Genomic DNA, 20,048 nt, shown 5'->3' with positions numbered 1-20,048 from the left:
ATGATCGGAAAACTATCCCCTGTATTCAGATTATTTGCCCAGCAGTACGCAGATGCGAAGGAGGCTTTTCTCGCACTTGGGAAAAAGTACCGTGGAAAGAAAGCCATGGAGCTGGAGCAAAGATTGATATTCCTTGAAATATACACGGATCTATTGTCGCGGATATACTTTGAAGAGGAAAAGCTCCAATTCAAGCTATTTTCCCCTTTCAAAAAGATTTTCAAAGGCCTGAAAAAGACCAAACACCTCAAATTCATCATGCGCCAACTCGATGAAATCGAGGAAAAAAACAACCTGAGTTTTAACTCTTACAGAAAACAACTCGAAAACGAGAAGTCGATCCTTTACACTGACGTGTACGACCAAATAGTAGCCACGCCGCTCAAGGTCTGGGAGCAGCTATTTGAGGAGGTCCATCAGTACAGCAAGGGACTGAAGCCACTGATGATCAACACCTCTACCACTCAGATCATCAACGAGGAACTGGAGTTTTTTAACCTCGACAACAAAGAAAAACTGACAAGTGGGGCACTGAAGGACATCTACGAGGGGCTACGGGTGATTACGGCGCTCGAAAACCTCAGGATCGAATCGGGATTCAACTCGATCTTTGTGCAGGAAGTCCACGACCGAATGGCTGAATTGCAACGCTCCCTCAACGATTGGTACCAAAACCACCTATTTCTGCAGCACCTGACCGGTTTTCTTGCCGACCGTGAGCATATTTCGAAGAAATACCTAGAGCTCCTTTCCCAACTTCAGGCAAACAAAAAAACCTATACCCAAAAAGTGGAATCCCAATGCAAGCAATTGTTTGAGCGGATTTTGGAGTAGAAATGTATCGGCGGGATGCGATTTTGGATTGACAGGTTTTTTACGATAAATTATCTTTTTATTGACTTCGCCTTAAACCCTGTACCATGTACACCAAAAGAAATTACAGTCTTTGGATGACTTTTAGATGGTCCCGAAAATCGTTTATCAGGGGGATGTTGTATGCCACAGCCGTTACCTTACTGTATAAATTTACCGGTTGGGCGATTTTCACACTTCCTTGGGAACCTATCAGTGTCATCGGTATTGCAGTGGCCTTTTACCTCGGCTTCAAGAACAACTCCTCCTACGACCGTACATGGGAAGCGCGCAAAGCCTGGGGTGGGATCGTCAATGACAGCCGTACCTTTGCCACCGGAATCCTGAGCCTGATCGATAAGGGTTCGCACGGCGATTTGGAAGCAAGAAAAAAACGCATCATTTACAGGCATTTGGCTTGGGCAATCGCGCTGAAAAGACTTCTGCGCGACACCAGAAAATCCTGGGAACACAAGTATGGGCCAAAGGATCTTTTTTTCGTCCCTCAGTACGCCAAAATCATGGAAGATGGTGTGGCCAAGGAACTGGCTCCCTATCTGGCGGCGGATGAACTAGAGTGTTTTATTAAGGTCAAGAATATTCCAGTCCAGATCCTGAAAAAGCAAACCGAGGAACTCGCCGCACTGAAAGAAGAGGGCCTGATCTCGGACTACAAGCAGGTATGGTTTCACCAGCTTATCGGCAATTTTTATGACAACCAAGGCACTTGTGAACGGATCAAAAACTTTCCCCTTCCCAGACAATATGCCTCAGTCGCATTGTGGATGAACTATTTCTTTTGCGCCCTGATTCCGTTTGGGCTCTTGGATATTTTTGAAGCCAGCAATGAACTCTGGGTGTGGATGACTATTCCGTTTTCAGGACTGATCATTTGGATATTTTTCTTGATGGAAAGGATCGGCGACTATTCCGAAAATCCCTTCGAAAGCGCCTACAACGACATCCCGATCTCAGCAATCACGAGGTCCATCGAAATCGACCTGCGTGAAATGCTAAAGGACGAAAATATCCCCGAACCCTATCCCGTCGAAAACGGATTTTTGATGTAAAAAGGCCGTACATTCGCAGATAATTCCCCCACGCCATGTCGATCCAAATCCAAACCGCCCAAACCGTCGAAGACCTCGAGGGCATCCTTGAATTGCAGGAAGAAAATCACATCACCAACCTGGAAGACCTCGACCAAGGCTTTGTGTTTGCAAGGCATGACGTCGAATCTCTGGCCAAAATGCATGGATTTGCACCGCATGTGGTCGCCAAATACGGCGATACGATAGCAGCATATGTCCTTGCGATGACAGAGGACACCAAATATGACATTCCCGAATTGATGCCGATGTTTGAAATGCTAGAGTCCTTGGAATACGATGGAAAAAGGCTCAGCGAATACCGCTTTTTGGTCGTTGGGCAGGTATGTGTAAGCAAAGACTATCGGGGAATGGGCATCTTCGACGCCATTTATCAGGCCTACCGGGAGGTCCACTCGCAAAATTTCGAAATGGTGGTGACCGAGATCAACGCCATGAACGGCCGCTCACTCCGCGCCCACGAGCGGGTTGGGTTCCAGGAAATAGCCCGCTATGAAGCCGAAGATGGGCAGATTTGGTGTATCGTGGTTTGGGATTGGAGGTAGGGAATTGGGAATTGGCTATTGGTATTGGTTATAAGTTATTGGTTATTGGTTTTTCGATATTCGATGTTCGATATTCGACATTCGATATTCTAGGAAAAAAAGAATTTCGAATGATGAACGCCGAATACCGAATCATGAATGATGGAACATTTCGATTCCGGGTTAGAAAGGGTGTTGTACGATCGGTATTCGACATTCGATATTCTAGGAAAAAGAATTTCGAACCCGCCTGCGGTGGGCAGGTGATGAACGCCGAATACTGAATCATGAATGATGGGGCGGCTTTCTCCCTTATTTTTGGTGCCGTTTGATCAGCACATCCATCACCTCATCGAGCTCGTAGCCCTTGGCTTCCAACAAAACCAAGTAGTGGAAAAGCAAATCGGCCGCCTCGCCTAAAAACAGTTCTTTGTTGTCATCTTTGGCTTCGATGACGATCTCGACTGCCTCCTCTCCTACCTTTTGGGCGATTTTATTGATGCCCTTGGCAAACAGAGATGCTGTATAGGATTGCTGGTTGGGATTGTTTTTGCGGTCCTTGATGATGCCGCGCAGGTGGTCGATGAAATGGGTCTTGCTTTTGTTTTCCTGCTCAAAGCAAGTATCATCGCCTTTGTGGCAGACGGGACCGACGGGTTTTGCCTGGATCAAGAGCGTATCGTTGTCGCAGTCGAGCTTGATGGATTTCAACAAGAGGAAATTCCCCGAAGTCTCACCCTTTGTCCATAACCTCTCCTTGGTGCGGCTGTAGAATGTCACCTTGCCCGTCTCGAGGGTTTGATCCAACGCCTCTTGGTTCATATAGCCCAACATCAGCACGGCACCTGTATCCACGTCCTGGATAATCGCGGGTACAAGCCCGTTTACCTTTTCAAAATCTATCTCCAGTTTTTCCATCTGATAAGTCTTTTCGATTGCCAATTGCGGCTCATTGAATTCTCATGCTGATTCCCTCCTTTGCCAAGTAAGCTTTTAGGTCAGGAATCGGTATTTCCTTGAAGTGGAAAATACTGGCAGCCAATGCGGCATCAGCCTTTCCAAAGGTAAAAACATCCTTGAAATGCGACATATTTCCCGCACCACCTGATGCTATCACGGGAATGGACAGTGCTGCCGAAATCTCCGCGGTAATTTCGTTGGCGAAACCGGATTTGGTACCGTCGTTGTCCATGGACGTCAGGAGGATTTCCCCCGCACCCCGGTCCGCCACTTCCTTGGCCCAAGCCTGTGTCCGCAGCAAGGTAGGCTTGCGGCCTCCATGGGTATGGACAAAATCAATCCCATCCACATTGCGGGTATCGATCGCCACGACGACGCATTGCGAACCAAATTCCAGCGCCATTTCATTGATAATCTGTGGGTTCTTGACCGCGGCAGAGTTGATCGAAATCTTGTCGGCGCCGGCACCGAGGAGCACCTTGACGTCCTCGACCGTCGAGATTCCCCCGCCGACCGTAAAGGGAATATTGATCGCCTTTGCCACTTTGGTAACCAAATCGGTCAAGGTTTTCCGCTTGTCGACCGTCGCGGTGATATCGAGAAATACCAGTTCATCCGCACCTTCGTCCGAATAGACTTTCGCCAGTTCGACGGGGTCGCCCGCGTCGCGGAGTTGCACAAAATTCACGCCTTTCACGGTTCTGCCGTCTTTGATATCCAGGCAGGGGATGATTCTTTTGGTCAGCATAATCGATTTTCAAAATCCCCATGTACAAATCGACATGGTACATACCCTCTTCAAAAAAGAAGGCTCCCCGCCTATTGGGTAGGGAGCCCAAATTTCCGCTTTTGGAACCTATACAACCAAGCCCATCATGGAAAAATTCCCAGATCGGTATAGCTTTGGGCGATTCTTTGCAACGCCAGTATAAATCCCGCCGTGCGCAGGCTTTTGATGTTTTTCTCTTTGCGGACCCTGTTGATGGCGTGATAGGCTGTGACCATCGTTTCCTCCAAACCCGACAACACCAAATCCCGCTCCGAGGCCCCTTGGATCAATTGGGTTTTCTCGTCTTCGGTAAACTCCTCCCCTGTCGCGTTTTCGATCGTGCCGAGCAGGCGCCTGAACTTTTCCTGGTCATACCTTCTTTCCAACTTGCCGAAGGAAACGCGGGACAGGTTTTTGAGCCATTCGAAGTAAGACACCGTCACGCCCCCTGCATTCAGGTACATATCGGGGATGACCATGATACCTTTTTCCAAGAGGATTTTCTCTGCCTCCTTGGTCACGGGACCGTTTGCGGCCTCGCCGATGATCTTTGCTTGGATTTTGGGAGCATTGTCCTTGGTGATCTGGTTTTCCAGCGCGGCCGGAATCAGTATATCGCAGGGATAGGTCAGCATCTCGATGCTGTTTTCGATAAATTCCCCTTTTGGAAAGCCTTTGAATCCCTTGTTTTTCAATTGGTATTCTTTCAAGGCCTCGATATCGATGCCTTTTTCATCCCAAATTCCACCGTTCCACTCCGCCACGCCGATCACTTTGGCCCCTGCTTCGGCGATATACTTGGCGGAATAGTAACCCACATTCCCCAATCCCTGTACGATGACCGTTTTTCCACGATACCCCGTCGTCAATCCCAATTCCCGCATATCCTCCTCGACGGCAAGTGCTTCGCGAATCCCGAAGAAAACACCCTGTCCGGTAGCTTCCGTCCTCCCTTCAATGCCATGTTGGGAAAGCGGCTTGCCCGTCACACAGCCTTTGGCATTGATGACTTCGGGATTGAAGGCCTCATAGGTATCCACGATCCAGGCCATTTCCCTGGCCCCGGTACCGTAATCCGGCGCCGGCACGTCAATGGCCGGTCCGATGAATTTCTTCTTGATGAGTTCTGAAGTATAGCGGCGCGTGATTTTCTCCAGCATCCGCTCGTTGTAATTTTTGGGCTCGACACTCACGCCGCCTTTTGCACCGCCAAAGGGCACATTGACCAAGGCGCATTTGTAAGTCATCAGCGCAGCAAGTCCCTTGACTTCCTCTTCGTCCACAAAGCTGCTGAAGCGAATTCCCCCCTTCACCGGCAACTTGTGGTGGGAATGCTGGATACGGTATCCGGTAAGCACCTCATAGGTACCGTCCTCGTGGCGGATCGGAAAATGGAACTTATAGATGCTGTTGCAAGCCTTGATCTGGTCCAAAAGTCCCTGATGGATATCCAAATACTGCGCGGCTTCATCCACGAAACCGCAAACATCATCAAAAAGGCTGTAGCTGGAAGTCTTGCTCATAATCTTGGGATTTATTGTCATGCCCAAGTTACAAATGAAACAAGAGAACTAGGTGGTTTTAGGGGATGATATTTGTCAGGACTCCCCAGATATCGTCGAGAAACATGAAAGGCACCAAGGATTGATCCGGAGAGCTTCCCATGCGTACAAGCACCAAATTTTTGGAGGGGACCACACAAACGTACTGGCCATCTTTGCCCATCCCGCAGTACATATCGTCCGGGGCATTGGGTGTGGGCGAACCCGGGAACCTTGTCTGAAGACCCGGAACCATAAAAGTAGACTTGCCATTGAGCCACCAAAGGTAGCCATAGCTTTCGTTGATGTTTTGGGAGGTGTTGATCATGGACTGGAGAAATTCCTTGTCCTGGATGATCTGCTCACGGTTCCAGGAGCCATTGGCGGATACCATTAGGCCAAACCTTGCCATCGAGCGGGCATTGGAGAAGTAGACGTTGTTGAAGTCCACCTTCTGCCAGGAACCCGTCATGCCGATCTTGGAAGCCAGCTTGGCATCAAAATAGGTAGCAAAATTTTGACTTGTGGCCCCTTCGATGACCTTGTCGAGGAGTGTGTAGGGCGCATTGTGGTAGGCCCACCGGGTTCCGGGTTCAGCCTTGAATACCAAGGCAACGGGGCGTGTGTCGAATGGGTCCGCAACACCATCATCCAGGCCCGAGGTCATCGTCAACTGATGCCAAACGGTGATTTTGGACTCTTGGGCAGGACTCAGTGAAGTCCAACCCGTGCCAAGATAGGTCGCCGAGGGCTTGGTGACATCCAGTTTGCCTTCGTGCTTGGCAATCCCGGCCAAGGTCGCGGTGAGCGTTTTGCCCGCCGATGCCCAATACCACAGGGCATTTTGGTCAAAAGGTTGCCCGCCCGTAAGGCGCTGACCGAAATATTCCTCCATGACGATGCGGCCGTTGTGCAGGATGATAAAGGCACGGGTGCCGTTGGACGCGAGGAGTGTCTTGAGTTCCGGGATTTTGGCCGTATTCCAGCCGAGTTTCTGAGGATCGGTGGTTTCCCATTCGCTGCCCGTAAGCGGGGGAAAGTACATCGCGGGTTGGATGGGCGTGGGGTCTTCTTTTTCCGAGCAAGACACAAAAAACAGGACCGCAAGAGCGGCAAAAAGGAATCTTGAATACATACAAAATGGATGAAGGGTGAAGAACAAGTACAGTGCGAGATTCGATAATTGATATTTTACACCCGAAATGTAAGAAAAAGTGAATAATGAATGAAAAGCGCAGCCTCACGATTTGGGTTACCAATCGGATGTTTCATAAAAAAACAATAAAGTACCCGTCTGTGGTGATGCGGATGACAACTACCGTATCATGAACCGAGGCCCAAGGCCCGTCTGCAGTTTGCTGAGGGCAAACCCATGCAATATCCAATATGAAATCAAAGACCTCTGCCCCAGCGCAGGCCAACGAAAATGGTCAAAAAAATGGTGGATATGCGGATTGGATTTTTAGAGCTTTAGGTTTAAGTTTAGGTAATCGAAAAATATCCGCAACTCTTGCGATGTATAATCCAACACATAGCGGGATGATTGCGTGAAGGAAATTGTTATCTGTGATTTTTAAAAGACAAATCAATATTCAATAACATGGACAAATTAAAAGTTTTTATGGTTATGCCTTTTTCTGACGAAGTAGCAAACCAAAACTATGAGCATTCCATAAGACCGATTTGCGACACCTTTTATCTAGAAGTCAGAAGAGCTGATGAAATATTTAGCACAAGTCCAATCTACGATGATATTGTAAAGGAAATTCAAGAGGCTAGTATTGTTATTGTTGACATCACAAATAAAAACCCAAATGTCTTTTATGAATTAGGAATGGCTCATACTTTAAAACAAGGAAGAACAATAATGGTAACGAAAGACGGATTAAAGGATATGCCGTTTGATATTGCCCATTTTCGAATTATTCCATACGAAAATACAATTGCTGGGAAAGTTAAATTTGAAAAGCAACTTTCTTCTACGTTGACAAACCTTTTATCTGACAGAAAGGAGACTTTTAAAGACGAGTTTGAATTGACTTTTGAAATATTTTTATCATCAGGAAAACACAGTGATTTATTTGGACTAATTGGTTTAAAGAAATATAAAGGGACTATAAATAAATTCGATAGAATTCATATGGAAGGGAAATATCCTGACGGAGAATCAACTAATAAATCTGTTTCCGCAGAGAATTCATTTAAAACAATGAAAAAGCTTGGTTACATAAAGTTCGAAAATGATATTGTAATGCTTACTGAAAAAGGAAACGCATTTGTTGACTTTTTAATTGGAAAAGATGTTGATTGCTATCAATTAAACGACCAAGTATTTGTTGACAATTATGTGCCCTTGTTTGAGAGAAGAGGAGAAAAAAACCACAGCTAACGGGATTCTGCGTCATGCTGCCTGACGTGCATCCCGATAGTTATTGGGATTGGAGCTTTGTACTTCTATCATACTTTGTGCTTTGCTGACAGTGAAGTGCTCCGATTCCGATCGCGATCGGAACCGCCCGAACGTAAAGCCCGAAACTGTTACAGCCGATAGGAAAAAAATGCATACAACAGAAAGACTTTTTTTAACCATAATCTTTGTTACGATACTGGGTTGCGATTTTAAACCAGGTCGAAACAATTTTTGGACCGAGCAATCAAAAATAGATGAAGTCGTAAAGTTTGAAAAAACATTAAATAAAAACATTCAGATTATTGAACAAAAGGTTTTTCTGTCTTCAAGCGTATTTCCAAAAGTTGACCAACTTGATATTGCCCTTCCATTGATTGTAAAAAGAGGAGGAAAATTTATCCCTTTGTATGCGGAGTATTTTTTTACAAGTGAAGATTCCATTCTTCGATATATAAGCTATGATTGGGAGCACGACCGGTACGGCAGTTACCAAGCGAAACAAGAATTATGGAAATCGGAAAGTGAAAAGTTAACACAGTATGACTCAGCCTATCAAAAAATAAAAGAAGATTTAATTAGAGTGCTGTCATTGCCTTTGATCGAAGATAAAGAATTGGAAAAAAGCATAAATCAAAATGGAGTAGAAGTTTATACAAGAGAAGCAATTTGGGAGGATGAAAAAACCAAATCAAAACTAAAACTCTTCTTTGGAGACCAAACCTTTCGAATCAGATGGAACCATTATTGGAAATAAGGAACTACCGGTTGTAACATCACCTTGGATACAGCGGGCGGTTAAGAGTCAATTTAAATTTCTGTATATTAAAGAAGTTAGCGGTAAGCTTGAAGATAACGACTCCGAATGCCCGCCGTCTCCAAGCTGAATCCCGTTGTAAAACATACTAAGAGCGACACTGCACAATAAATAACATGATGTAAAATGATTAAAAGAAAATTGTCAATTATTACACTTTTTGGCTTCTTGACTTTTTTGATTTCATGTAATAGCCCGACAAATAACAATGTGAATGATGATAAGTCCACAAAAGATAAAGAAATGGTTGATGAAACCGTCATTGACTCAAAGATTAAGAATGAGTCAGCGACGGAAATAAAAACTCAAACTAATTCAAAAGCATCAGGATTTTTAACGAATCTCAAAACTCAAGAAAAACTGAGTTCATTCTTCGATGGTAATTGGATTTTAATTTATCACGAGGATAACAGATGTGATGGCTCGACAGATGGACAAATTGACAATTTAAAAAGCACACAGATTGATTCAATAATTAAATTGCAAGTTAAAAATGATGGAAATGGATGGGCATGTGAAAAAAGAGAACCAAAAACCTATGACTTGGATTTTGACTTAAGAAAAAAAATCAACGGTTGGGACAGATTTGAAATAACGAATCACGAAAATCAGGAAGAAAACATTGTTTATGTCGTTGGTGCTGGAGAATCTGATTATCTTAAATTGTACTACAACGATAAAAACCTGATTGTTAAATTAGAATATAGAAGTGAAGACCCAGGATAAGAAATGAATAAAGTAGGTTTTTCAATCGAATAGCCGGCCACACCAACCCTTAAGCTGACGAGGCACGCCCCTGCGGTCGGGCAGATCTTAGACCACTGTCGATAGCTATAGGATGCGATTGTAGGCAATCGGAAAACATGCACGCTCCCGATACCTGCGGCTGGAGATTTTTCACAGCCCCAGCCGCAATGCGCTTGGAGTTTCCGGCGAGGCAGGTCTAGGCGATTTCTTCGAGGGATCAAAAATGCATGCCAGCTCGATTGCCTTCGTGGTCTAGAGCGTCTTCAGTTCCCTGCCCAGCGCCCCGGTGATTTGTAAGCGCTCGGTGCGTGATGTATTCAGTTGCGCTTTCAATTGGTTCAATTGGGCGAGCACTTTCTGGAGCTCCGCTTCCTGCACATTCAATTCGGCGGCAGCAAACTGGCCGTTCAGCAATCGTTCCCGGTAGAGTGCGACATTTTCCTTCAGCAGTGTCACATTGTTTTCCATGAAACTGATTTCTACCGCCAGTCTTTTTATATCGGTATTGATCTGAAGCAGTTCTTTGCTTTTTTCCGCTTTCAGATCCTCCTTTTTGGAATCCAATTGGACCAATTGGGTCTGCAATTGCTTATCGGCATTGTACGACTTGTCCGTGCCAAAAATCGGCATCTTTACCGACAGTCCCACATAGCTGATTCCATACCAGGAGTTGGCCAGAAATGGATCAAACTGCTGGCTGAATTGATTTGCCCCAATAAATCCATCCAAGCCAATCACCGGCGTGTACTTTTTTCGGTCAGTCTTTATCTGTTGATTGATCAGCTCTTCCTCAAACAAAAGTCGCTGAAAATCAACTGTTGATTCTATTTGAAAAGATGCTTCTCCGCTGTCAAAAAGCCGCTCGGGTATTTCGGCCAGGCTTTCGTCAAGTAATCTCTCGAGCGAAATTCCGGTAAGGTAATGCAGGTATATCTTTTCGTTGACAAGTGAAGCAGCGGCACGTTCAAAACTCCGCTGATTGTTGTTGTGGTTGACAAGCGCATTGTTCAATTCCGTTTTCAGCACTTTTCCTTCCTTAAACCTGGCTGCCACAATGCTGAGCGATTCGAAGCTTCTCAATGTGTCGGCGATTGCCTCGTCCATCTGATAGGCATAGTCGAGCGCGTTGCTGTAGGTTTTGACGATTTCAAATTGAAGATCCTCTTCCGCTTTTTTTAGATCCACGCCCGAAAGTGATTCATTCAGCTTGCTTTCCTTGACGCGGTTTCTCAAAGTCAGATCAATGATTGGCTGAAAAACCGTCAGACCGGCATCCTGTTGCCAGTTGGTTCCAAATCGGATGCCGCGAATTTCATCGGTAGGCACGGGACTGAACTGGCCCACGGGCACCACTTGGGTGGCAATAATCGGGTTGAACCTGTACTGATACGCCAATGAAATCTGCGGAAGGTATTTGGCCTTGGCCTCAATGCTCTTCAGGCTGGCCAGGACTACTTCCGTATTCGCAGACTTAATGGTCGCTTTATTGGCCAATCCACTTTCCACGCATTCTTTGAGGGTGACTTGGCCGATTGTCGATTGACTGATAAACAATAGGATGGCAAGTATTTTCTTCATGGTTTGAAACGTTTAGCCTCTGAAAACAGAAGCAGGTTCTACACTGTTGATTTTTTTGATAGCGAAAAATGATCCGCCTACCGAGATAAAGACGGTGATGATGAATAAAGCCGAAATCTCAATCGCCGAATAGCTGATCACGAGGCCGGCGTTTTCGACACCTTTCTTGAAGGCCAGCAGCAAGCTGAGGGCCAATGCAAACCCCAGCAATGCGAAGATGAATGACTGCAACAATATCAGGTTGCGTACATAGCTGTTGGTTGCACCGATAGCTTTGAGGGTGCCATAGTCCTTGATGCGATCGAGCGCGGAGGAGTACAGCGTAAGCCCAATGATGAAGAATCCGCTGATGATGGCAAACACGACAAGCGAGCCCACACTTGTTCCGATATTTGAGGAGATGGTGATGAAGCTGATGGTGGATTGCTGCAGCTCGTTGGCATCCCATGCCTTTACGCCGTAAATGGCTGCATTGATGTTTCTGACGACCGTGGCAACTTCATAGCCTGGTTTGACCTTTACCGCTATCGCACTTACCTTGTTTTGAGCGAAATTGCTGTAGAAGCGCGCCTTGCTTAGGGTGGTGTAGAAAAAAGCACCGGCAAAGCCCCGTGCATTTTTTGTTTGCATGCGGATAAAAGCCTCTTTGCCGTTGATCTCCACGCGGTTTCCGATCTCGAGCGAGTTGTCAAAGATTTTCTCATCAAAAAGCTCTGCCGACACAGCACCATCCATCAGCAAGTCATCGATTGAGCCTTTGTGGATTTTGCTTTCGTTGGGTCCTGCCACAAACACCGGTGCCTCACTGCCTACCAACAGTACAGAGGCGGTCTTTCCATTCTTGAATTTTACAAGGCCGTTGGAGGCAATGATGGCGTAAGTGTTTTCCACACCCTCAATGCTGCGAATCTCACGCACCAGGCGCTCGTCCAATTGACCCAACTCATTTGCATTCTGCGTGATGTTGTCGATCACCCATATCTGGCCCACATCTTTGCGGGAGTTTTCGATTAGCCCTCCCATCAGACCGGTAAGGAAGCCGAGTATGCCGATTTGCTGACCGATGAGGAAAATGCTGATCACGATACCTATCACCACACCGATGCTCTTCGATTTGTCGTAGCGTATAAATTTGATGGCCGTTTGTATCATGGCTTATAGCTTTATGATGCACTCTACCTTTGAGTTGATAATGAGGGTACCGGGATTACTCAATATGATTTGCACTTCACGTACCCTGCGGTCCTCTTGGTCGCTTGAACTTTCGGAAAACAGCGATTTCTTTTTCAGATACGGTGAAACCAACTTGATCTCACCAGTGGCCACTACCTTGTCGGTGCCGGTGAACACGATGTCTACTTTTTGTCCGGGTTTTACCCTATCGCTGAACAATTCGTCGACTTCAGCCCGCACGATCAGATTGCCGCTGGGGGCAAATTCCGCATAGGTAGAGAATTGTGTTGTGGCTTCACCTTTGGCGAGTTGCATGTCGAGCAGTACACCTGCATGGGGAGACTTGAAGCGCTTTTTTTCTGCTTCTATCTCGGCACTTCTCAGTTGGGCATTCAGTTCAGCCAGTTTGTTTTTTGATTGGTCCACCGTAGCTTTTGCTTTCTGCACATTCACTTCAAGCACCTTTGTTTCGGTGAAAAGATCGTCGTACACCTGCTGCGCTTCGGCACCGCTATCGATCAGCCGCTTCGTCTTCCCGAGCAATAGATTTTTGTTGTCAAAATTGAGTTGAGTTTCCCTCAACTGTAATTGATCGGCTTCAATCTGTGAGCGTTGTGATTGCATCTGCATCTTGATCTCGTTGATTCTGCTTTGCTCGGCATCGTCGTCCAATTGCACAAGCGGTTCACCTTCCGAGACATTGTCACCATCATTTTTGAACACGGATTTTACAACGCCACTTGCGGTGGCGGAGAGGTTGATGATCTGATTTTCCGGCTCTACCCTTCCTACCGCGACCACCAAGGATGGTTGGATTTCGGAGGCTTGTTGGGTAGTGGCCGCATTGGACGCTTCTCCGGTTTCTTCTTTACTGCAGCTAGCCAGCGTAGCGAAGGCAAATAATAGGATGAGACTCTTTTTCATTTTTTCGGGTTTGAAGGTGGTATATGCTGTCGTTTGATTTTGGTATCAGTGGAATGAATCCTCTTCCGAGGGTTGCTCTGAGGCGACTCCGTTGTTCACATAGATGATGCGATCGGCAAAGGGCTTTAGGCGCAGGTCGTGCGTGACCACGGCTACGGATTTACCGGTGGTTGAAAGCATTTTCAGTTCTTCCATGACGATGGCCACACTCTTTATATCCAGCGCCGCCGTAGGTTCATCGCACAGCATCAGGGAGGGATTGGTTACCAGCGCGCGGGCGATGGCGACACGTTGTTGCTGTCCGCCACTGAGCATTTTGGGTAGGTTGTACATGCGGTCGAGCATGTTTACTTTTTGCAAAGCGTCCTCTGCGCGCTGTCGGGCTTCCTTTTTATTGACACGCTGAAGCAGTAGTGGCTGCATCACATTCTCGAGGCCATTGAGTGGTGCCAGCAGATTAAAGCTTTGAAAGACAAAACCGATGTTTCGCAGCCTGACTTCGGCAAGCTCGTTTTGGCCCAGGTCATTGATTTTCTGATTGCAGATTGTCACTTCACCCGTGGTCGGGAATATGACGCAGCCCAAGAGTGACAGGAGCGTGGTTTTGCCCGAACCCGAAGGACCGATGATCAAAGTGAGTTCATCCTTTCGAAACTCACAGGTTGTCGGCTGCAGGGCGGTAATGACAGTATCGCCTGTTTTGTACTGTTTTGACGCATTTGTAAGGCTAGCTACAACTTCCATTTTATATGTTTTCGTATTATTTGCAACAAATTAAGTATGTTAAAATATTATATACAAGAAAATATTTACGTTTCCGTATTAAAATTTTACTTTTGTAATGAAATAGAACAAACCTAAAGTTGAATGAACAAGGCAGTATTAGTTCAATTGATTGATTTACTGGATCGGTTTGAGGCCGAGAACCCGGCTGGAATGACCTATAACTTGAAGGATTTCGTAGGCTATTTAAATGCCCAGTCCGGATTTGGGCAGTCGGCGATGCGCGAAATATCGGGGCAGAATAATGCCGAGCTTGAAAATGTCCGCATCGAAAACAACAGCGACATTTCCATATTCATTACGCTGATGTTTCGCTATGCAAAGAGTTATATCAAGAAAGCATTGCAAAACAGCATCATTCAGACAGCGGATGAATTTGCATTTCTCATTACCCTGATTTCCTCGGGTAGCCTCACAAAAACCGAATTGATCAATCAACACATCATGGAAAAGACTTCCGGTATAGAGGTGATCAAGCGACTTTTGAGCCAGGGTATGATACAGGAGTTTGCCGATGAGACCGACAAACGGAGTGTGCGCGTGGCGGTGACGGACAAGGGAAAAATGGAGTTTTTCCGGGTGTTGCCAGAAATGGGAAAGGTTTCAAAGCTAGTGGTTGGCAACCTGAGCGAAACGGAGATCAACACACTTGGTTTTCTGCTCAAAAAACTGGACCTATTCCACAACGACATATACAAGAATATGCGATCAGCAACATTGGAAGAAATCTTGAATCAAAGCGCTGCGGTTCAGCAACCAAGCTGACTCGTACCGCAAAGCATGTAAGCGACTCGTCAGTCTCCCCGAAAAAGGTATGAAAGTGCCCAACAGCCCGCTGAATCAAGCGGGAGGGAATTTTTGAGAATAGATGGGAAGCGGGGTCGTTTTTTCAGAGGCTGGGATTGGCATCGGAATCTTGCGGATATTGATCCTGAAAAAGCGTACTTCCTTACCTTTTTGGATGGCATGGGGATGTGCATGCCGTGGAGTTTGATTCCATATATCAAAAAATGAACTAAATTTACTAAATTGACCATGTCCTTGAAAGGGTTGTGTTGGCAACCCTTCATGGGCACCAACAATGTATCAATTTAGATCAATAGCGCGGAAAATGGATGAGACATGAAAGCGTTTACTAGGTCATTTTCATACAGAGAAATTCTTTCTTCCCTATTCGCCGCACTGATGTTGGTATCTACAGGATTTTTGTGCAGGAGTCTGGGGCTTTTCGACCGGAGATTTATAGTAGCAGCTGTGATAACGATTATTCCGATTCTACTTCAGCATCGATTTTATCTGTTAGAACACAAAAAGAGAAATCGAATCCTTGGAAGACTGCTTCACAATCTCATTACAGCCCTCTTTATTTTTATCCTGATCGCAACCAGTTTGAAACTAGTTGATAGGTTTCACCACATTGGTAGCTATTCAAACCTCATGATATTGTCCATTTTTTTAGTCTACTCTGCGGAGCTTATCCTTTCTCCAATCAATCTAATCTTATCACGGGTTTTTAAACTGAAATTATGGTAAGGACTTTCAGGTTGGTTGGGATTTTTATCTTTTTGGCACTACTTGTGGCTTGCTATATCATGGAAAGCTTCTACGGGTCAAGTGGCCAACAACGGTATAAAGTCTGGGACGAGGAATCAACTCTCAAGCCGGCCGATTTTTTACTACAAGCACCACTTCTTCAGGGCAAAGCATCTGCAAGGATATCCTACCAGTTCAAGGTATCTGAAGATCCCAGCGTAAGGGTTGATGTAGTTGTTGACAGGTTTAAATCCTTCATCCATAAAGAACACATAAGCGAGTATTTGATTAGGCATGAGGAATATCACCTGAAGCTTGCGCATTCTTTCGCCAAAGAGATCAATCAATCCATCGAGGAAAAAAATCTCACTTTTTCACAAGCTCTTGATTTCGTACAGGACAGAATCCAAAGGGATAGACAATTTCAAAAAATGTATGACAAGGAAACAAACCACAGTCTCATAAGGCCCAAACAAGGCTACTGGGAATACAAAATCGACTCCATGCTTAATAAATCCATTGATTATCAATTATTTCAAGATACTCAAAATATCGAAGTATATTTTCCCGACAAGCCGAGGAATCTAGTGGTCTCTATTGATGATGAAAGATTCAATGGATATCTGCTGGAAAAGTATGGGGTGAAATTTTCGATTGTTGACCTGAAATTCATCAGTGAGGACAAGGCGGCCCATGAGAGCGATTTTATTGAGATCCTGTTCGCTGAGGAGCGATCAAAGATCATCGTGAATAGAGATCTATCCCATCCAAACGCAATTTTTGAGTCCTATAGCCAAGATACCGTTGAGAAGAAGGTAATACTGGACAAGCTACTGTTGGGTAAGAATACGACGTATTGGTTAAGACACGAGTACCCGATCGTTGGGGAACATGAAGAAACGTATAAAAGAATGGCTGATCAATTCTTCATCTCGTTTAAAGTCATTGATGAATGATTCCTGATCTAGGCAAAAACCGCAGCCGTATAAAGACTATATTCAAGACACACACATCGTATTGGCAAGGTTTAACAAACCAACAGCGCCGAAGGTAAACGACTGAAAACAGTGACTTTTTTCGTATCATCATCAAATCTAAACGTATCAAGTCGTATCGATTCTCATATACAGTTTCGAATCACAATCGTGTCAAAGGGCATCAACACAGAAGGTGATCTTTTTCCAACTTCAAATGCAGCAGTACCCAATCCCCATTATTCCTTTCCATGGAGGGTTGTTAACCCTCACATCCTTAAAATCCTCCCATCCTCCATCTCGATGACCCGATCCGTGCCGGCAGCAAACTCCGGATCGTGGGTGACAATCAGCATGGTCTGTTTGAATTCGGCTGCCAGTTCCTTAAAAATGTTGAACACTATGTCCGAGTTTTTCTTATCCAAATTCCCCGTGGGTTCGTCGCCCATGATCAACAAGGGATCGTTCATCAGCGAGCGGGCTATGGCCACCCGCTGTTTTTGGCCACCGGAAAGTTGGTTGGGTGTCTTGAGCATATGGTCCTGCATGTCAAAGATCCGAAGTTTTTGTTCCGCCTTGTGTTCCAATGCCTGCCGCTGTTCCTTGCCAAGTTTGAGTCCGGGAATCATCACGTTTTCCAAAACCGAGAACTCATTGAGCAGGTAATGGAACTGGAAGACAAAGCCAATCTTTTGGTTCCTGACCTGCGCCAGGTGGTTGGGGCTTTTCCCAGTCAACAGCTCCCCATCCATGATCAAATCCCCCTCGTAGTCCGTATCCATGGTCGAGAGGATATACAGCAGCGTGGACTTTCCGCAGCCGGATTTGCCCATCACCGAAACGAATTCACCTTTTTGGATCTGGAAACTGACTTCTCTCAGCACCTGTGTCTTTTGGGGGCTGTAGAAATATTTGCTGATTTGTCGGGCTTCGAGTACGATATCCTGTTTCATGGTTATTTTCCTCTTATGATGTCCACAGGATCGACCCCACTTGCTTTCCTGGCGGGAAAATACCCGGCAAAATAGGTTGTGACAATGCTAAATATCCCTGCGATGATGTAATACTTCGGGTTGAAGTCGACCGGAAATGTCTTGATGGTCGGCAAAGCCGCTGTTTCAAATGGAATTTGGTCGATGCCCAAGCCCGCCAAAAATCCAAGAATAAGACCGATGGTACCCCCTGCTACCCCAATTGTAATCGCAATCGTAATAAATATCCTATTGACATCCTTCCCCGAAAAACCTATTGCCTTCAGAATGGCAATCGTGTCCATCTTTTCATAGATCATCATGTTGAGGATATTGTATATCCCGAATCCCGACACAATCAAGAGTGTGATGCCCACCGCATAGCTGATCAAAGTCCGGATGCTGGTACCTGTTTCGAATTGGGCGTTGACAGTTTGGATGTCGTCTGCATCAATCCCGAAGATCTTTCGATAGTCCCGGGCCATGGCCGGCGCGAGGTTGAAGTCATGGAGTTTGACTTGGATATCAGTCACGTAATTGGACGGCTCGCCGATCATCTTCTGCACCGTACTGATCGAGGCATAGGATTGTACGTTGTCCAATTCGCCCAAACCTGACTGGTAGTATCCCACCACCTTGAGTTGGACGCGGTTGCCTTGGGAAGTGGTCGCCTGGATCACATCCCCGATTTCCGCCATAATGCGGTCAGCAGCACCTTTTCCGAGGATAATGCTGTTGGAGACATTTTTCAGGTCAATGAAATTCCCTGTCGTGACGTAGTCCTGAAATGCAAAAAGCCGATTCTCTTCCTCCACATCGATGCCATTGATGACACCTGATACATCGATCGTTCCGATATTGTAAAATACCTGTGCGGATATCTTCGGAGAAACGCCCAAGACCCTTTCGTCTTGTTTCAAAGTCTCCATGATTGCCGCACTGTTGTGGATACTCACGCGGCTCGCGGAGGGCTTGACGGAGCGAATGATGTTGTATGAATCTGCCAGGCCTTGAAAAATATCCACCGGCTGGTTTTCGGTGGGCTTCACTTCATTGTAAAATCGGATATGCGGTGTTCGGTTCAGAATCAATCCGTCAAGCAGTTGATTCAATCCATTCATAAAGCCCAACAAAGCGACAAACATGGTGATACTGAACACCACCCCCGTCGCTGCAATCAGTGTCTGCTTCAGCCTGGCCAGCATCAGTGCCCGGGCGATTTCCAAGATCAGGGAAAACTTCATGGCGCGGGCTTGATGATTTCCGTCTTTTCATCCAACCCTTCCAGTACCTCCACCTTTTCGTAGTCCATCAGGCCCAGCTTGAGGGATAAGGTATCGCCACCCACAGTGATGACGGAACTATCCTTTAGGAGAAATGCACGCGGGATCGTGAGTGCCGCCGCCTTGGATTGGATCACAATATTTGCCTCCAAGGTCAAGTTTGGGTACAGCCTCGGGGGTGGGTTTCGGAATATGCCTTCAACCGTAAATGTCTTGCTTTTCTCATCCATAATCGGAAAGATCCGGCTAACGGTGGCCTCAAAAACCTGCCCACGATAACTGTCCATCGTCACCAATATTTCCTGTCCTTGGCGGACTTTGACAATGTCGAATTCATCAACTTTCATTTCCAAAAGAAATCCTTGGGCGCTGCCAACGATCGCCAAGGGCATTTGAGGCGTTACCATTTCCCCTTTTTCTTTCAAAAGAGAATACACGATCCCGTTCATTTCGCTTTTCAGCACAAGTTCACTTTCCAGCGCTTTACTGATAGCCAGATTTTTGCTGGCATTTCGCTCGTTGAATTCGATATCCCTCTTGAGGTCCTGGTAGCGGAAAACACTGTTTTGATAGGATGTGCGCGCATTTTCAAAATTGAGCTTGCGCTGCTCCAATTCCACCGCAGACCCAATGCCTTGGTTGCGAAGCGATTGCTGTCTGGCATAAAGGAGCGAATCATTCAGCAATTTGTTTTTGGCCAAATCTATGGCGCGCTCCAGATCCCTCAACTTGGATTGGTTGGCGCGCTGATCCGCATATTCCCTGCCCACTTCCGCCAACTCTCGGTTTATCCGCGTGGATTCGTTGTACAGGGACAAAATCGGCATACCGATCGCAACCGTGTCCCCTTCCTTGACAAATATTTCCTGTACCGTCCCGCTGGCATTCACAAAGGCCTGGTATTGTCCTTCAGCTTTGATCAGACCCGAGGCATAGACGGATTCTGAAATATTCTCGACTTTGGGGAAGGTGGTTTCCGTGGACGGTTTGCAGGCTGCAAAACAAAAAATACTGCAGGCGAAAATCAGCAAAACTGGTCTATTCATAGCGCTGTGCTTTGGTACTGAAATTTATGTCTTATGGAACAATTCCGACTACGGTTT

General features: G+C 46.0%; 20 protein-coding genes. 9 read left to right on the top strand and 11 right to left on the bottom strand.

Annotated features, from left to right (window positions below):
• From C943_RS08840 to C943_RS08830, 3 genes are all read left to right on the top strand, one after another.
• Nucleotides 1-834: a hypothetical protein gene (locus C943_RS08840; protein ID WP_008626734.1), complete on the top strand. Its 834-nt coding sequence runs from the start codon at nt 1-3 to the stop codon at nt 832-834.
• Nucleotides 835-920: 86 nt separating this feature from the next.
• On the top strand, nt 921-1,922 hold the full coding sequence (locus tag C943_RS08835) for a bestrophin family protein (protein ID WP_040479757.1): 1,002 nt from the start codon (nt 921-923) through the stop codon (nt 1,920-1,922).
• A 35-nt stretch (nt 1,923-1,957) separates the two neighbouring features.
• Nucleotides 1,958-2,506 (top strand): GNAT family N-acetyltransferase, encoded by a 549-nt coding sequence (locus tag C943_RS08830; RefSeq protein WP_008626732.1) that lies wholly within the window; start codon nt 1,958-1,960, stop codon nt 2,504-2,506.
• A 291-nt stretch (nt 2,507-2,797) separates the two neighbouring features.
• Here C943_RS08830 and hisIE read toward each other — a convergent pair whose 3' ends face one another.
• The 4 genes from hisIE to C943_RS08805 all read right to left on the bottom strand — a co-directional run bounded on the left by hisIE (nt 2,798) and on the right by C943_RS08805 (nt 6,890).
• Nucleotides 2,798-3,403 carry a bifunctional phosphoribosyl-AMP cyclohydrolase/phosphoribosyl-ATP diphosphatase HisIE gene (gene hisIE / locus C943_RS08820; protein WP_008626731.1) on the bottom strand — a complete coding sequence of 202 codons (606 nt, stop codon included), beginning with the start codon at nt 3,401-3,403 and terminating at the stop codon, nt 2,798-2,800.
• Nucleotides 3,404-3,434: 31 nt separating this feature from the next.
• The gene (gene hisF, locus C943_RS08815; protein WP_008626730.1) at nt 3,435-4,193 is read right to left on the bottom strand and encodes an imidazole glycerol phosphate synthase subunit HisF; all 759 of its coding nucleotides are present in this window, start codon (nt 4,191-4,193) and stop codon (nt 3,435-3,437) included.
• Nucleotides 4,194-4,318: 125 nt separating this feature from the next.
• Nucleotides 4,319-5,737 carry a Glu/Leu/Phe/Val family dehydrogenase gene (locus C943_RS08810; RefSeq protein WP_008626729.1) on the bottom strand — a complete coding sequence of 473 codons (1,419 nt, stop codon included), beginning with the start codon at nt 5,735-5,737 and terminating at the stop codon, nt 4,319-4,321.
• A gap of 58 nt (nt 5,738-5,795) precedes the next feature.
• Nucleotides 5,796-6,890: a serine hydrolase domain-containing protein gene (locus C943_RS08805; RefSeq protein ID WP_040479752.1), complete on the bottom strand. Its 1,095-nt coding sequence runs from the start codon at nt 6,888-6,890 to the stop codon at nt 5,796-5,798.
• A 251-nt stretch (nt 6,891-7,141) separates the two neighbouring features.
• Between C943_RS08805 and C943_RS22020 the strand changes: the two genes are divergently transcribed.
• The 4 genes from C943_RS22020 to C943_RS08790 all read left to right on the top strand — a co-directional run bounded on the left by C943_RS22020 (nt 7,142) and on the right by C943_RS08790 (nt 9,705).
• Nucleotides 7,142-7,306 (top strand): hypothetical protein, encoded by a 165-nt coding sequence (locus C943_RS22020; protein ID WP_157198490.1) that lies wholly within the window; start codon nt 7,142-7,144, stop codon nt 7,304-7,306.
• A 49-nt stretch (nt 7,307-7,355) separates the two neighbouring features.
• The gene (locus C943_RS21390) at nt 7,356-8,144 is read left to right on the top strand and encodes a hypothetical protein (protein ID WP_051069551.1); all 789 of its coding nucleotides are present in this window, start codon (nt 7,356-7,358) and stop codon (nt 8,142-8,144) included.
• A gap of 169 nt (nt 8,145-8,313) precedes the next feature.
• Nucleotides 8,314-8,919, top strand: a complete 606-nt coding sequence (locus tag C943_RS08795) for a hypothetical protein (protein ID WP_157198489.1) — start codon at nt 8,314-8,316, stop codon at nt 8,917-8,919.
• A 186-nt stretch (nt 8,920-9,105) separates the two neighbouring features.
• Entirely contained in the window at nt 9,106-9,705 is a 600-nt protein-coding gene (locus C943_RS08790; RefSeq protein ID WP_157198488.1) for a hypothetical protein, read from the top strand.
• A gap of 273 nt (nt 9,706-9,978) precedes the next feature.
• On the opposite strand, the gene C943_RS08785 is transcribed toward C943_RS08790, so the two are convergent.
• Genes C943_RS08785 through C943_RS08770 form a run of 4 tightly spaced genes read right to left on the bottom strand, consistent with a single transcriptional unit; the run spans nt 9,979 to nt 14,145 of the window.
• Nucleotides 9,979-11,304, bottom strand: a complete 1,326-nt coding sequence (locus C943_RS08785) for a TolC family protein (protein ID WP_008626722.1) — start codon at nt 11,302-11,304, stop codon at nt 9,979-9,981.
• A 12-nt stretch (nt 11,305-11,316) separates the two neighbouring features.
• Nucleotides 11,317-12,456 (bottom strand): ABC transporter permease, encoded by a 1,140-nt coding sequence (locus C943_RS08780; protein WP_008626721.1) that lies wholly within the window; start codon nt 12,454-12,456, stop codon nt 11,317-11,319.
• A 3-nt stretch (nt 12,457-12,459) separates the two neighbouring features.
• Nucleotides 12,460-13,401, bottom strand: coding sequence for an HlyD family secretion protein (locus tag C943_RS08775; RefSeq protein ID WP_008626718.1), 942 nt, complete (start codon nt 13,399-13,401; stop codon nt 12,460-12,462).
• A 45-nt stretch (nt 13,402-13,446) separates the two neighbouring features.
• Complete coding sequence (locus C943_RS08770) at nt 13,447-14,145, bottom strand: ABC transporter ATP-binding protein (protein ID WP_008626715.1); 699 nt, start codon at nt 14,143-14,145, stop codon at nt 13,447-13,449.
• A gap of 123 nt (nt 14,146-14,268) precedes the next feature.
• Here C943_RS08770 and C943_RS08765 point away from each other — a divergent pair, with 123 nt between their 5' ends.
• A complete protein-coding gene (locus C943_RS08765) occupies nt 14,269-14,949 on the top strand; it encodes a MarR family winged helix-turn-helix transcriptional regulator (protein ID WP_008626713.1) in 681 nt (226 codons plus the stop codon).
• 827 nt (nt 14,950-15,776) lie between these two features.
• Complete coding sequence (locus tag C943_RS08755; protein WP_245545526.1) at nt 15,777-16,673, top strand: hypothetical protein; 897 nt, start codon at nt 15,777-15,779, stop codon at nt 16,671-16,673.
• 287 nt (nt 16,674-16,960) lie between these two features.
• Here the strand turns inward: C943_RS08755 and C943_RS08750 are convergent, their stop codons facing one another.
• Genes C943_RS08750 through C943_RS08740 form a run of 3 tightly spaced genes read right to left on the bottom strand, consistent with a single transcriptional unit; the run spans nt 16,961 to nt 19,991 of the window.
• The gene (locus C943_RS08750; protein ID WP_008626707.1) at nt 16,961-17,644 is read right to left on the bottom strand and encodes an ABC transporter ATP-binding protein; all 684 of its coding nucleotides are present in this window, start codon (nt 17,642-17,644) and stop codon (nt 16,961-16,963) included.
• Nucleotides 17,645-17,646: 2 nt separating this feature from the next.
• Nucleotides 17,647-18,906, bottom strand: a complete 1,260-nt coding sequence (locus C943_RS08745; protein ID WP_008626705.1) for an ABC transporter permease — start codon at nt 18,904-18,906, stop codon at nt 17,647-17,649.
• Nucleotides 18,903-19,991 carry an efflux RND transporter periplasmic adaptor subunit gene (locus C943_RS08740; RefSeq protein ID WP_008626704.1) on the bottom strand — a complete coding sequence of 363 codons (1,089 nt, stop codon included), beginning with the start codon at nt 19,989-19,991 and terminating at the stop codon, nt 18,903-18,905. Before C943_RS08740 ends, C943_RS08745 begins: the two co-directional genes overlap by 4 nt.
• Nucleotides 19,992-20,048 lie beyond the last annotated feature (57 nt).

It is taken from the genome of Mariniradius saccharolyticus AK6, assembly GCF_000330725.2.
GTDB lineage: Bacteria > Bacteroidota > Bacteroidia > Cytophagales > Cyclobacteriaceae > Mariniradius > Mariniradius saccharolyticus.
This window is presented reverse-complemented; position numbering and strand designations above follow the sequence as displayed.

Coding starts and splice junctions, on each gene's coding strand:
- C943_RS08805 (WP_040479752.1), bottom strand. CDS start 6,890: ATGTATTCAAGATTCCTTTTTGCCGCTCTTGCGGTCCTGTTTTTTGTG.
- C943_RS08745 (WP_008626705.1), bottom strand. CDS start 18,906: ATGAAGTTTTCCCTGATCTTGGAAATCGCCCGGGCACTGATGCTGGCC.
- C943_RS08790 (WP_157198488.1), top strand. CDS start 9,106: ATGATTAAAAGAAAATTGTCAATTATTACACTTTTTGGCTTCTTGACT.
- C943_RS21390 (WP_051069551.1), top strand. CDS start 7,356: ATGGACAAATTAAAAGTTTTTATGGTTATGCCTTTTTCTGACGAAGTA.
- C943_RS08740 (WP_008626704.1), bottom strand. CDS start 19,991: ATGAATAGACCAGTTTTGCTGATTTTCGCCTGCAGTATTTTTTGTTTT.
- C943_RS22020 (WP_157198490.1), top strand. CDS start 7,142: ATGAAATCAAAGACCTCTGCCCCAGCGCAGGCCAACGAAAATGGTCAA.
- C943_RS08755 (WP_245545526.1), top strand. CDS start 15,777: ATGGAAAGCTTCTACGGGTCAAGTGGCCAACAACGGTATAAAGTCTGG.
- C943_RS08795 (WP_157198489.1), top strand. CDS start 8,314: ATGCATACAACAGAAAGACTTTTTTTAACCATAATCTTTGTTACGATA.
- hisF (WP_008626730.1), bottom strand. CDS start 4,193: ATGCTGACCAAAAGAATCATCCCCTGCCTGGATATCAAAGACGGCAGA.
- C943_RS08840 (WP_008626734.1), top strand. CDS start 1: ATGATCGGAAAACTATCCCCTGTATTCAGATTATTTGCCCAGCAGTAC.
- C943_RS08770 (WP_008626715.1), bottom strand. CDS start 14,145: ATGGAAGTTGTAGCTAGCCTTACAAATGCGTCAAAACAGTACAAAACA.
- C943_RS08835 (WP_040479757.1), top strand. CDS start 921: ATGTACACCAAAAGAAATTACAGTCTTTGGATGACTTTTAGATGGTCC.
- C943_RS08785 (WP_008626722.1), bottom strand. CDS start 11,304: ATGAAGAAAATACTTGCCATCCTATTGTTTATCAGTCAATCGACAATC.
- C943_RS08775 (WP_008626718.1), bottom strand. CDS start 13,401: ATGAAAAAGAGTCTCATCCTATTATTTGCCTTCGCTACGCTGGCTAGC.
- C943_RS08830 (WP_008626732.1), top strand. CDS start 1,958: ATGTCGATCCAAATCCAAACCGCCCAAACCGTCGAAGACCTCGAGGGC.
- C943_RS08765 (WP_008626713.1), top strand. CDS start 14,269: ATGAACAAGGCAGTATTAGTTCAATTGATTGATTTACTGGATCGGTTT.
- C943_RS08780 (WP_008626721.1), bottom strand. CDS start 12,456: ATGATACAAACGGCCATCAAATTTATACGCTACGACAAATCGAAGAGC.
- C943_RS08750 (WP_008626707.1), bottom strand. CDS start 17,644: ATGAAACAGGATATCGTACTCGAAGCCCGACAAATCAGCAAATATTTC.
- hisIE (WP_008626731.1), bottom strand. CDS start 3,403: ATGGAAAAACTGGAGATAGATTTTGAAAAGGTAAACGGGCTTGTACCC.
- C943_RS08810 (WP_008626729.1), bottom strand. CDS start 5,737: ATGAGCAAGACTTCCAGCTACAGCCTTTTTGATGATGTTTGCGGTTTC.